Here is a 13,564-nt window from a genome sequence, read left to right on the forward strand (position 1 = left end):
CATTTCTCCACTTATAACATGAATAACGCAACAGCGATGACGCCGATAATCATACCTGGTGCAGTACGTTTTGCGATTTCCATAGGGTTAACATTTGCAAGGCCAGCACAAACAATCGCTGCACCTGCCAGTGGTGACATTGTACGGCCTAATGCGCCAGATAAAGCCGCAGCCATACCCATGTCTGGGATTTCATAACCAAATTGTGCAGCATGAGGTGTCACTGTTTCGTTGAATGCGAATGCTGCTGCGTCACCAGAACCTGTGATAATACCCATTAAGAATGGCCCTAAAGTACCACCCCAGCGAGCAAATTCAGGAGAGTGAGTCAAGAAGTTGATGAACGCGTCGATTAAACCAGATGCTTTCAGACCTGCTGCGAATACGGCCGCTGCAATGATGATACCTAATACATCACCATAAGCATTACCCATACCTTTAAAGAACTCTTTGGTAATTTGAGCAGGGTTAGTTAATGTGATGAACAGGGAATAGATAGAACCGATTAACATTGCCGCAGGAACAGACAGTTTAAATGTACTGAATGTCTCAAAGAATGGCAGAATTAACAGGATTAATGGAATGAAAGGTGCTGTTGCATATAAATAGTTAGGGCGAACAGCTTCTGGCGTTGCTTGTGCTGATGAAGATGATGCATCACCAGTAGCAGAAGCCATTTTGAACTCTTTTTTCACTAAAGCGACAACGGCCAGTGAAACTGCAGCGATACCACCAGCCATTAAGCTGTATGGGCTATGGCGAGCGATTAAATCAACCACTTCCATATTTGCCATGTTAGCAACGAAGGCGTTATGCGACATACCTGGGCTTAGCATTGAGCCGATGGTACCACATAACACTGCACCACCTGCGATAGCTGGGTGAATACGTGCCGCGATTAATAATGGAATGAGTGTTGCACCTACCGCAGCCGCACAACCTGCTGCTGATGGGATTGCGATATTAATAAAGTATGTTACGACAACAGTGGCTGGAATAAGGAAGAAGCCCAGACGAGTCATTACTTTTGATAAAACATGAACCAGATGCATGTCGCATTTGGTGTATTTCATAACATAAGCAAAACCCATACTCGAACAGATTGCTTGAATTAATGATGAAGACACCATGCGCTCACTAAATGCGGTAAACGCATCTAATGGGGTTAGGCTTAAAATACAGAGTAATAAGCCCGCACCAATTAGCACCATTCGGGTTTCATATTTTTTTATTAGCAAATAGACAGTTACAATAATAACGGCTACTGCTATCAGTTGCATCACCATAGTGATCCCCTAGTTAATTATGACAATACTATTAATTGTGAAAACGAACCTAACATCAATAAATTATATTTTTCTGTAAAGTTATTAGGTGACTCCATTATGAAGTTGGTAGGTTGACAATATTTGATTGTTATCAAATTTAATAGCCGAAATAAAATCTATTTTTTTAGACTGTGATGTTATTAACAAATGCTGTAAAACAATTATCATTAAAAGATGACGGAAAAGTTAAATAAAAAGAGATAAAGTAAAAAATACGAAAACAAATTATATTTACTATAGGTTAAGAGTGTTATTTTGATACAAAAAAGAATATCTATTTTTATCAAAATATTATTTAATAAATTATATTAAATGGTAATGAGAATGATTATTTATGGGATACTTTTATGATCCTTAAATATTATTTATTTATAGTAATAAAACATTAATAAAATTATCCCACTTAAATTAAATGGGATAATTAGCAAGAGAAATTGTTATTTTAAATATCAAAAATAAATGATATTTAATAGGATAAATACTGCAAAATGCCTTCTGCTGCCTCTCTTCCTTCGGCTATTGCTGTTACTACAAGATCAGATCCTCGGACAATATCTCCCCCAGCAAATACTTTAGGATTTGTTGTTTGATTCGGTATTTCTTGGTTGTTTGAAATAATAATTCGTCCTGAAGAGGCATATTCAATATTATTTTCATCTAACCACGGATAATGTGCAGGTTTAAAGCCAAATGCGAGAATAACAGCATCGGCAGGTAATTCATGTTCACTGCCTTCAATAGGAATTAATGTTCTATCATTTTTAGTTTTTATAACACGGATACCAACCACTTTATTTTGATTATCGACTTCAATATCCATAGGTTGGAGATTAAATAAAAATTCACCGCCTTCTTCTTTGGCATTTTTTACTTCACGTTTTGAACCCGGCATATTGCTTTCATCACGGCGATAAACACAAGTGACTTTATTTGCACCTTGTCGAATGGCTGTACGGACACAATCCATTGCCGTATCACCGCCACCTAATACGACAACATTTTTATCTTTAAGGTCAATATAAGGTGTTTGAGGATCTTCGTTATATCCCATTAAATAACGAGTATTACCAATTAAATAAGGCAGTGCGCTATAAACACCCTCTGCCTTTTCATTGGAAAAATGACCACTTAGACTGTGATAAGTACCTAATCCAAGAAAAACCGCGTCATATTGTGTAATAAGGGTATCTAGAGTGATATCTTTACCAACTTCAGTATTAAGACAAAATTCAATCCCCATTTCACTAAATAGCTCACGACGTCGGATCATCAGCGATTTTTCGAGCTTAAACGAAGGGATACCAAATGTAAGTAAGCCACCAATTTCAGGGTGCTTATCATAAACAACAGGTTTCACACCTTGTCTAATAAGGACATCTGCACAGGCAAGACCCGCAGGGCCTGCACCGATAATTGCAACTTTTTTATCTGTCATTGTGATGTGAGAAAGGTTGGGACGCCATCCTTGTGCTAAAGCGGTGTCATTGATGTAACGTTCAATATTACCAATCGTCACGGCACCAAAATCATCATTGAGTGTACAGGCTCCTTCACAAAGCCTATCTTGAGGGCAAACACGACCACAAATTTCAGGCAAACTGTTTGTTTGATGGGAAAGCTCAGCAGCTTCAATAATGCGCCCTTCATTTGCAAGCTTTAACCAGTTGGGGATGTAATTATGAACAGGGCATTTCCATTCACAATATGGATTACCACAGCCTAAACAGCGATCAGCTTGCGCAGAAGCTTGTTGCGGTGAAAAAGCCTCATATATTTCAATAAACTCAATTTTGCGAATAGCTAATGGTTTTTTGGTCGGCTCAATACGATTTAAGTCGATAAACTGATACACATTCTGACTCATAATATTCTCCTATTGTGCCTGAACGCGTAATTCAGCGGATGAACGACGAGGATGACCGAGTAACGCATTGACATCACTGGATTTGGGTTTAACTAATTTAAAGTGTTGTGACCAATATTCCCACTGTGAAAGTAACATTTCACCTTGCTGTGAGCTTGTTAATCTTACATGCTCTGCAATCATGCCTCGTAAATGTTCAGCGAGAATGGCAAAGGATGCTACAGGAAGCAACTCAATAGATGAGGCATTGATCCGTTGTGATAATGTTGAATCTTCATCTAACAGATAGGCAAATCCACCCGTCATTCCTGCACCAAAGTTAATACCAGTTTTGCCCAGAATGCAGACAATGCCACCTGTCATATATTCACAACCGTTATCACCGACACCTTCAACCACGGCAATTGCCCCAGAGTTTCTTACAGCAAAACGCTCACCAGCTAAACCTGATGCATAAAGCTTTCCACCTGTGGCACCATAAAGACAGGTATTACCCATAATCGTGGCATGGTGATTTTTAAAGGCAGAGCCAACAGGGGGAGAAATAACAATACGTCCTCCCGCCATGCCTTTTCCTACATAATCATTGGCATCACCCACTAAGGTTAATTCAACGCCTTGTGCATTCCATACACCAAAGCTTTGACCTGCTGTTCCTGTAAAATGAAGTTTAATCGGGGTTGCAGATAAGCCACTTTCGCCATATTTCTTAGCAATAATGCCAGATAATGTTGCGCCAACAGAACGATCAGTATTACGAATATTAAAATAATAGGTTTGGCTTTTTTGTTGCTCAACGGCTTGAAGGGTTTGAGTAACAATGCGCTGGTTTAATTCGCCCTTATCATAAGTATTATTGTTTTCCTGACAATAAAGCGCATAACCTGATGGTGGCGTTACTGTTTCTAACAGTCCACTTAAAGAGAGCTTTTGCTGTTTACTGCTAACGCCTTCTAGGCATGAAAGCAGATCAGTTCGACCAATTAAATCCGTGATTTTTCTCACACCAAGTAATGCCATTAACTCACGAGTTTCTTGCGCAATAAAACGAAAGTAGTTAATAACGCGTTCAGGCAATCCGTGATAATGGTTACGACGGAGTGTTTCATCTTGGGTTGCAACACCCATTGCGCAATTATTTAAATGACAAATGCGCAAGTATTTGCAGCCTAGTGCCACCATGGGGCCAGTACCAAACCCAAAACTCTCTGCGCCTAAGATCGCCGCTTTAATGATATCTAAACCTGTTTTTAATCCACCATCGACTTGTAAACGAATTTTATGACGTAGATTATTTGCCACTAGCGCTTGTTGTGTTTCAACTAAACCTAATTCCCACGGGCTTCCAGCATATTTTACAGAGGTTAATGGGCTTGCTCCTGTCCCACCGTCATAACCTGCAATAGTGATCAAATCGGCATAAGCTTTGGCAACACCAGTAGCAATGGTGCCAACACCTGGCTCTGAAACCAATTTTACAGAAATCAGCGCCGTTGGATTTATCTGTTTTAAATCAAAAATAAGCTGGGCTAAATCTTCAATTGAGTAGATGTCGTGATGGGGTGGTGGTGATATTAGGGTCACACCAGGTACGGCATAACGCAGTTGCGCAATATAAGGTGTCACTTTATCACCGGGAAGTTGTCCGCCTTCACCTGGTTTTGCTCCTTGTGCCACTTTGATTTGTAAAACATCAGCACTCATTAAATAAGAGGGAGTCACACCAAAGCGGCCAGAAGCAATTTGTTTGATCCGTGATACTTTATTGGTGCCATAACGTGTTGGATCTTCGCCACCTTCTCCAGAATTCGAAAAACCACCTAAGGTATTCATTGCTTGCGCAAGGGCTTCATGCGCTTCTCGGCTTAATGCGCCAATTGACATCGCTGCAGTATCAAAGCGTTTAAATAATTCGGTTTCAGGCTCGACTTCTTCAATTGAGATGGCTGTTGCCTTGTTATTAAGCACTAACATATCGCGCAATGTTGTTATTGGGCGTTGTTGCACAAGGTTTGCATAGTGTTGATAGTCGGTGTATTCCCCACTATTTACAGCTTTCTGTAATGCTTGAACGACATCGGGGTTATAAGCGTGGTATTCCCCTTTATGGGCGTATTTTAATAAACCTCCGGCTTCTAAAGGATAACGAGTTAACCAAGCCCGTTTAGACAGATTAAATAAATCCTGTTCAAAATCACTAAAGTCAGCGCCATTAATCCGATTATCAACACCCGCAAAACAGAGATTAACAACGTTATCGTTTAATCCGACCGCCTCAAAAAGCTGAGAGCAACGGTAAGAGGCAACGGTTGAAATGCCCATTTTAGACATGATTTTATACAGGCCTTTATTTATACCATTACGGTAATTCAGCATCATTTGAGCATAAGAGCCTTGCAGGATTTTTTTATCAACACGTTGAGCTAAAGATTCGTAAGCAAGGTAAGGGTAGATCGCGGTAGCACCAAATCCGAGTAATACAGCGAAATGGTGTGGATCACGGGCACTGGCCGTTTCGACAATAATATTAGCATCACAGCGTAAGTTATTATCTACTAATGCTTTTTGTACTGCACCAACCGCCATAGGCGCAGGAATAGGTAGTCGCTCTTTTGCGATATTCCTATCTGATAAAATCAGTAAAACAGCACCGTTGCGAACTTCCTGTTGTGCTTTTACACATAATTGGTGTAAGGCTGTTTCTAGGTTAGATCCTATTGGTTGATACGTGATATCAAGATGAATTGCGCGGTAATAAGGGCTTTCTTGATTAATAAGTTGTTGAAAATCGCTATAGAGTAAAATAGGGGATTTAAAACTGAGTCGATGAGCTTGGCCCTCAGCTTCACAAAATACATTCATTTCACGTCCAATACATGTTGCCAAAGACATGACATGGGCTTCTCTTAATGGGTCTATTGGTGGATTAGTAACTTGCGCAAATTTCTGTCTAAAGTAGTCATAAATCAGACGTGGACGTTGAGAAAGTACAGCAAATGGCGTGTCATCACCCATTGAACCTGTGGCTTCTTGTCCGTTTTCTGCAAGTACATGCAAAATGTTTTCTAACTCTTCTTGGCTATATGCAAATTGTTTTTGATATGTTGCTAATAATGTGTCATCAAAGGCGCGTTGGCCGGTTGCTTGTTGTTCTGGTAGTGCTTCAAATGGCGTTAAACGTTTAACGTTACGTTCAAGCCACAATTTATAAGGATGACGCCTTTTTAAATCTTCATCGGTTTCAGCTGAATGTAAAATACGGCCATGATGAGTATCGACTACCATTAGTTCACCGGGGCCAACACGTCCTTTTTCTCGCACTTCATCAGGTTGATAATCCCAAATACCAATTTCAGAAGCACAAGTAATGATGTTATCCGTGGTGATCACATAGCGAGCTGGGCGTAAACCGTTTCTATCAAGAGTGCAAGCGGCATAACGACCGTCTGATAACACAATACCGGCAGGACCATCCCAAGGCTCCATGTGCATTGAGTTAAAATCAAAAAACGCTCGTAAATCATCATCCATTTGAGGATTGTTTTGCCACGCAGGAGGAACGAGTAACCGCATAGCACGAACAATATCCATACCTCCATTGAGAAAAAGCTCTAGCATATTGTCGAGTGAACTTGAATCTGAGCCACTTTCATTCACAAAAGGAGCTGCACTATGTAGATCAGGGATCAGCGGGGTATGAAATTTATAGGCGCGGGCTCTGGCCCATTGGCGATTACCTGTGATGGTATTAATTTCACCGTTATGTGCTAAATAACGAAAGGGTTGGGCGAGTGGCCATCTTGGTGTGGTATTAGTGGAAAAGCGCTGGTGGAATAAACAAATTGAAGATTCCATGCGTAGATCAGCCAGATCGGTAAAAAAACGCGGTAAATCGATGGCCATACAAAGGCCTTTATAAACCGTCACCAAATTGGAGAGGCTACAAATATAAAAATCACTGTCAGTGATACGCTTTTCAATTCGTCTACGGGCAACAAAGAGTCGTCTTTCAATATCACTTATCCGCCAGCCTGCGGGAGCATTAACAAAGACTTGTTCGATTAAAGGAAGTGAAGAAAGAGCGATGCTGCCTAGAATATCTGTGTTGATAGGAACTTTACGCCAGCCAACAATTGAAAGTGTTTCACGTTGTAGTTCTTCTTCGACGATAAGACGGCATTGTGTGGCAATATTGGGATCTTGGCTTAAAAATAGCATTCCTACGGCGTAATTTTTTGCTAAATGCCAGCCCTTTTCTTGTGCAACTAATTGGAAAAAACGCTCTGGTTTCTGTAAGAGTAATCCGCAACCATCGCCGGTTTTACCATCAGAAAGAATAGCGCCACGATGTTGCATTCTGGCGAGACCATGTATGGCATTTCTGACAATCTTATGGCTGGCTTGCCCTTCAATATGCGCGATCAATCCAAACCCACAATTGTCTTTTTCCTGTGTCTTTTGATAGAGCATTTTTTGCTTCCTACTTAGTTTGCTGGGCACCTCAAAAAAGAGCGCAAAAGGAACGTTTTGGCTCAAAGTATGTAGGTAAATTTATGGGTACTCAGTCGGGTGATGTTGTGTTTGCCTAGCTTGGTGTGTTTTTTATATTGCTATGCAATGCCTTTTCAACTTATCGATAAATAAAAATCAGGTCAATGTGTAGGGATATTTGACTGAGATAAAACAGATAAGGAAATTTTTATTTTAAAATATTGATTAATAAATAAATTATTCTATTTTAAAATAGTAAGGGAGTGATTTTTTAATGTGAGCTATATCACTTTATTTCAGCGATTTAGCTTTATCTCATCCTTTAATGATAAAAACGGATAGTGAGTTATTCTAATGAATATATTGATTTTGGAATTTTATTGTTTTTATACATTTTGTATAAAAAAAGACAAATTGCATTTTTTCTAATAAGGTCTATTTATCGTTGCTATCTCTATCGTTTATGTTACTTGGTTTTGTATTATTTTTATGAATGCATATATCTCGGATAGGCTCGTTGAGAGAAAATAAACAGTTAAATCAAATAAAATAATGAAAAATAGCCTCTCTTAATTAGATTTCTGAATGTTCGCCACTGCGCCAATTCATTTTTGGGTTATCATTCCATAGATTCAATATATTGGAGTTTTCAATGAAATTGCTCAAAGGGCTTGCCCAATACTATGTTGACTTAATGATGAGGCTAGGGCTTATCCGCTTCTCATTGTTGTTAGCTTCCGCATTAGTTGTTTTAGCGATGGTTGTTCAAATGGCGGTAACATTCTTGCTTGCAGGTGATGTTACCAGTATTGACCTTGTTCGCTCTATTTTCTTTGGGTTGATTATTACGCCTTGGGCTGTCTATTTTCTTTCAGTTGTCGTTGAACAACTAGAAGAATCACGACGTCGTTTATCTCGTATGGTAGATAAACTTGGTGTAATGCGACAGCGTGATTTAGAGCTTAATTCTCAATTAAAAGAGAATATTGAGCAATTAAACTTGGAAATTCAAGAGCGTGAAAAAGTTGAAAAAGCGCACCTTGAACTTTTGGAAAAACTCAAAAGTGAAATGAAGCGTCGTGAGTTGACGCAAATAGAACTGGAACAACAATCTTCACTGCTACGTTCATTCCTTGATGCCTCTCCTGACTTAGTTTATTACCGAAATGAAGATAATGAATTTTCAGGATGTAACCGCGCAACAGAATTACTGACAGGTAAAAGTGAGAAGCAACTTATCGGTTTAACACCTCTTGATGTGTATGACGAAGATATTGCGATAAAAGTGATGGAAACTGATGAGAAAGTTTTCCGTCACAATGTCTCACTTACCTATGAGCAGTGGCTAGTTTACCCTGATGGGCGAAAAGCCTGTTTTGAATTACGTAAAGTGCCGTTTTATGACCGTATTGGCAAGCGTCATGGTTTAATGGGCTTTGGACGTGACATTACAGAGCGTAAGCGCTATCAAGACGCGTTAGAGAACGCTAGCCGTGATAAAACCACCTTTATCTCAACAATCAGCCATGAATTGCGTACACCGCTTAATGGCATTGTTGGGTTAAGCCGTATTTTATTGGATACCGAACTTTCACCAGAGCAACTCAATTACTTAAAAACGATCCATGTGAGTGCGATTACGTTGGGTAATATTTTCAATGACGTGATTGAAATGGATAAGATTGAACGTAGAAAAATTCAACTAGATAACCAACCAATCGATTTTACTGAATTTATTTCTGATTTAGAAAACCTTTCAGGATTGTTAGTACAGCCAAAAGGATTGAAATTCACACTCGAAGCGGAAGAAACCTTACCGCATAAGATAACTTCTGACGGAACTCGATTACGTCAGATCTTGTGGAATCTCATCGGTAATGCTGTGAAATTTACGCAAGAAGGTGAAATCAAAGTTCGTATTTGGCAAGAAGCCTCTGATAAGTTGTTCTTTGAAGTCAAAGACAGTGGCATCGGTATCCCTAAAAGTGAGCTTGAGAAGATTTTTGCCATGTACTATCAAGTCAATGATAGCCAAGGTGGACGCTCTGCAACGGGAACGGGGATTGGACTTGCTGTTTCAAAACGCCTAGCACAGCATATGGGCGGTGATATTCATGTAGAGAGTGAGTTAGGTAAGGGATCTGTCTTCACGCTCTCTATCGTTGCTCCTGCGATTGAAGAGCATCTTGATATTGAGAATGATGATGAGTTCTTATTGCCAGCGTTAAATATTCTACTTGTTGAAGATATTGAGCTTAACGTTATTGTTGCCTGTTCAGTTTTAGAGAAATTAGGTAATACCGTTGATGTAGCAATGACCGGGCAAGAAGCTTTATCGATGTTTAAGCCTGATGAATATGACTTAGTGCTATTAGACATTCAATTACCTGATATGACAGGCTTTGATATTTCAAGAAAATTACGTCAAGAATTCGACAGTAATGAACTTCCGCCATTGATTGCGTTAACTGCAAATGTTTTGAAAGATAAAAAAGAGTATTTAGATGCGGGAATGAACGACGTATTGAGTAAACCACTTTCTGTAGATGCTCTTACTGCAATTATCAACAAATTCTGGGGAGATGGTGCGGTTTCTGTGCCATGTAATGAGCCATCGGAATTGTTGAATAAAAATGAAGAGTTATTAGATATAGACATGCTGAATCAATACATCGAACTTGTCGGACCTCAATTAATCACTGATGGTTTAGATGTTTTTGAAAAGATGATGCCAAGTTATATGTCAGTCCTCGAATCTAATCTGACAGCGCGCGATCAGAAGGGCATCACTGAGGAAGGACATAAAATCAAAGGTGCAGCAGGTTCTATTGGTTTAAAACATTTACAGCAACTCGCTAAACAGATCCAATCACCGGAATTACCTGCTTGGTGGGACAATGTGCAAGAGTGGGTAGATGAATTAGGGAAGGATTGGAGAAAGGATGTGGAAAGTTTAAGAAACTGGTTATCAGGGGCTAGAAAAAAATAACCCCAACCGAAGGTTGGGGTGCGCGAATACTGCGCCAACACCAGGGAAACTTTTCTATCCGCTTTTTTTGATTCTCATTACATAGGCGAATAGGATGAAACTATTCCATACATCATACAAGCAACAAAATAGCAAAGATAAGTTTTTTTGTTACAAGAAACATTTAAATATGTGATGGCGATTGGTGTTTACACCTATAAATGGGTAACTAGTAATCTACTACAAATGGAGAAAGATATGAAATCAATTGCGGTAATTTTAAGTGGCTGTGGTGTGTTTGATGGAAGCGAAATCCATGAATCAGTGCTAACAATGCTTGCTTTGAGCCAAAATAATGCTGAGGTTCATTATTTTTCACCTAATGATTTACAACCAACTGTAATTAATCATATTACAGGTGAAGAAAAATCAGAAAAAAGAAATATGATGGAAGAATCTTCACGTATTTCTCGTGGAAAAATATCCCCTTTATCAGATGCAAAGGCCGAAAACTTTGATGCAGTCATTATTCCTGGTGGTTTTGGTGCTGCGAAGAATTTATGCAACTTTGCCACTAAAGGGAGTGAGTGTGAAATTAACAAAGATCTCTTAAGATTTGTCCAAGCTATGCATCAACAGAAAAAACCATTAGGGTTAATCTGTATTGCTCCCGTTATGTTACCGAAAATGTTAAATGCTCCAGTTAAATTAACAATCGGAAATGATGTTGCGACGGTCAGTGCTATTGAAAAAATGGGGGGCGTCCATATAGATTGCCCTGTTGATGACATTGTTGTTGATGAAGAATATCGAGTAGTAACCACTCCTGCATATATGCTTGCACAGTCTATTGCTCAAGCACAGGTAGGTATTGAGAAATTGGTTAAGAAAGTCCTTGAAATGGCTTAATGTATAGGTGAAAACAGCAGATGACACTGGTGAGAAAGTTAAAGAAACTATTAATTATTCTAATTGCTTTATGGCTGTTAATAGTTGTGCTATTTTCTTTTTTACCAGTGCCTTTTTCTGCTGTTATGATCCAAAGACAAATTTCTGCTTGGAGTGAGTTTGATTTCTCTTATGTGTCTCATTCCACTTGGGTTGGTGAAAAAGAGATAGCACCAGCGATGTATTTAGCGGTTATTGCTTCTGAAGATCAAAATTTCCCCAAACATTGGGGCTTTGATTTTGATGCTATTGAGAAAGTTTTCAAAAAAAATCATAACGGCGGGAAAACATTGCGGGGTGCATCGACAATTTCTCAACAAACGGTCAAAAACCTTTTTTTATGGGATGGCCGTAGTTGGATAAGAAAAGGGCTTGAAGCAGGCATGACGCCTGTTGTTGAACTCATCTGGTCAAAAAAACGTATTTTAACGGTATATCTAAATATTGTTGAGTTTGGTGATGGGATCTTTGGTGTAGAACAGGCCTCCCAACATTATTTTAGAAAGCCTGCTAAACAACTAACTCAACAAGAAGCGGCGCTATTAGCTGCAGTTTTACCTAATCCCCACATCTATCACGTCAATAAACCTTCAGCTTATGTCTTAAAACGGCAACAGTGGATCTTAAATCAAATGCGATTATTAGGTGGAATCACTTTTTTAAAGAAAAATGATTTGTCATAACATTATAACGTTTGAAATATTTTTCTATCTGGCTCTGCAATTTTTTCTGACAATTTCGTTATCGCAGAAGGATCATTAGCCTCTCGAGACTGAATTCGAAATTGTGATGGTGTGATACCGTATTTACGTTTAAAAGCATCGCAAAAATAGGCATTACTACCAAAGCCACAACGATGGCTGATTTGAAAGACAGAATAATTAGAGAATGTTAGATAATTTAAGGCAATCCCCATTCGAACATCTAATAATAATTGGCAAAATGAAACCCCTTCTTTATTTAAATGACGACGCAGTGTTGATGGGGTGGTAAATAGCGTTTTTGCCACATCTTCTAAATGCCATTTTCGTTGTGGATCTTGTGTGATTAAATGCGTAATTGCCTGATTTTTGGGTTCATCATAATTAAATCGGAAGATATTTAATATATCGATGCCTTCTTGATATACCGCCATCAAAATAAAAAACAGACACTGTTGCATAAACATGGTTTCTTGAGAGGGAGAACCATGAGGTAGCGGTAGGCACTGTTTGAGTATGCCAAAGTTGCTTTTTACCACTTCTGGTGTGGATAAATGATAAGCCGGAAGGTGGCTTGTTAGTGGAGAGCTTGATTTAATTAGAGGCTTTAATAAAGAAAAGACAGATTGAAGCTCTGTTTCGCATAAAACGAGGGTATGTAGCTCAATCGATTTATGGGTGAATTGATTAACAATATCACAGGAAACTTGGCTATATTTGGGAATAATAAGAGTCAAATGGGTTGATACATCAATAGTTTGTCCATTGATGCAAATTGTACCTTTTGCGCCACTAACCATCGCTATCATCGGGTTTTCGATGTAAAACGTTTTTAAAGACATTTGGTTAGAGGACAGAATGTGTTTGTATTCCATAATCTCCAATATACCGCAGGCAAGCTAAGCATCAATGTTGCTTAAATGTTTAATGTGAACTCATTTATTGTATAAACGAATAAGTTACATCTAGAATAAATAGAGAGATTATTCTAGTTAAGAATGAGTGCCATCATGCAAAACTGCATGACAGTCGCACAGAATATAATCCCGTTGATGAAAGATGACAATATAGATATACGCTCATTTTCTACATTTATTTTAATCAGTGTTATTTTTTCTAAATAAATTGCTATTTATTTAAAACGCATTTTTCGAAATAAGGTGTAGAATCGCGCGTCACAGACGAAGGGGATTATCCTGTTCTTAGGGTATCACAGTTTGTCTTTTTACCCACACCCTATCCAACATTCATTAGCTTATTTTCT

General features: G+C 38.8%; 7 protein-coding genes. 3 read left to right on the plus strand and 4 right to left on the minus strand.

The window, feature by feature from the left end; translation table 11 throughout:
• Positions 1–11 precede the first annotated feature (11 nt).
• From dcuC to gltB, 3 genes are all read right to left on the minus strand, one after another.
• On the minus strand, positions 12–1,286 hold the full coding sequence (dcuC, locus tag LG402_RS02875; protein WP_166539194.1) for a C4-dicarboxylate transporter DcuC: 1,275 nt from the start codon (positions 1,284–1,286) through the stop codon (positions 12–14).
• Between the two features lie 508 nt (positions 1,287–1,794).
• Positions 1,795–3,192 (minus strand): FAD-dependent oxidoreductase, encoded by a 1,398-nt coding sequence (locus tag LG402_RS02880; RefSeq protein ID WP_227336391.1) that lies wholly within the window; start codon positions 3,190–3,192, stop codon positions 1,795–1,797.
• A gap of 9 nt (positions 3,193–3,201) precedes the next feature.
• On the minus strand, positions 3,202–7,662 hold the full coding sequence (gene gltB, locus LG402_RS02885) for a glutamate synthase large subunit (RefSeq protein WP_227336392.1): 4,461 nt from the start codon (positions 7,660–7,662) through the stop codon (positions 3,202–3,204).
• Positions 7,663–8,335: 673 nt separating this feature from the next.
• Here gltB and arcB point away from each other — a divergent pair.
• The 3 genes from arcB to mtgA all read left to right on the plus strand — a co-directional run bounded on the left by arcB (position 8,336) and on the right by mtgA (position 12,282).
• Complete coding sequence (gene arcB / locus LG402_RS02890; RefSeq protein ID WP_227336393.1) at positions 8,336–10,672, plus strand: aerobic respiration two-component sensor histidine kinase ArcB; 2,337 nt, start codon at positions 8,336–8,338, stop codon at positions 10,670–10,672.
• 237 nt (positions 10,673–10,909) lie between these two features.
• Positions 10,910–11,560 (plus strand): isoprenoid biosynthesis glyoxalase ElbB, encoded by a 651-nt coding sequence (elbB, locus tag LG402_RS02895; RefSeq protein WP_227336936.1) that lies wholly within the window; start codon positions 10,910–10,912, stop codon positions 11,558–11,560.
• Positions 11,561–11,580: 20 nt separating this feature from the next.
• Positions 11,581–12,282: a monofunctional biosynthetic peptidoglycan transglycosylase gene (mtgA, locus tag LG402_RS02900; protein WP_109409279.1), complete on the plus strand. Its 702-nt coding sequence runs from the start codon at positions 11,581–11,583 to the stop codon at positions 12,280–12,282.
• Positions 12,283–12,284: 2 nt separating this feature from the next.
• On the opposite strand, the gene LG402_RS02905 is transcribed toward mtgA, so the two are convergent.
• Positions 12,285–13,175 (minus strand): AraC family transcriptional regulator, encoded by an 891-nt coding sequence (locus tag LG402_RS02905; RefSeq protein WP_109409280.1) that lies wholly within the window; start codon positions 13,173–13,175, stop codon positions 12,285–12,287.
• Positions 13,176–13,564 lie beyond the last annotated feature (389 nt).

Source organism: Proteus sp. NMG38-2 (assembly GCF_020640995.1).
Classification (GTDB): domain Bacteria; phylum Pseudomonadota; class Gammaproteobacteria; order Enterobacterales; family Enterobacteriaceae; genus Proteus.

Excerpts from the sequence above, each read along its gene's own strand:
- dcuC (WP_166539194.1), bottom strand. The coding sequence starts at position 1,286 with ATGGTGATGCAACTGATAGCAGTAGCCGTTATTATTGTAACTGTCTAT.
- LG402_RS02880 (WP_227336391.1), bottom strand. The coding sequence starts at position 3,192 with ATGAGTCAGAATGTGTATCAGTTTATCGACTTAAATCGTATTGAGCCG.
- gltB (WP_227336392.1), bottom strand. The coding sequence starts at position 7,662 with ATGCTCTATCAAAAGACACAGGAAAAAGACAATTGTGGGTTTGGATTG.
- arcB (WP_227336393.1), top strand. The coding sequence starts at position 8,336 with ATGAAATTGCTCAAAGGGCTTGCCCAATACTATGTTGACTTAATGATG.
- elbB (WP_227336936.1), top strand. The coding sequence starts at position 10,910 with ATGAAATCAATTGCGGTAATTTTAAGTGGCTGTGGTGTGTTTGATGGA.
- mtgA (WP_109409279.1), top strand. The coding sequence starts at position 11,581 with ATGACACTGGTGAGAAAGTTAAAGAAACTATTAATTATTCTAATTGCT.
- LG402_RS02905 (WP_109409280.1), bottom strand. The coding sequence starts at position 13,175 with ATGGAATACAAACACATTCTGTCCTCTAACCAAATGTCTTTAAAAACG.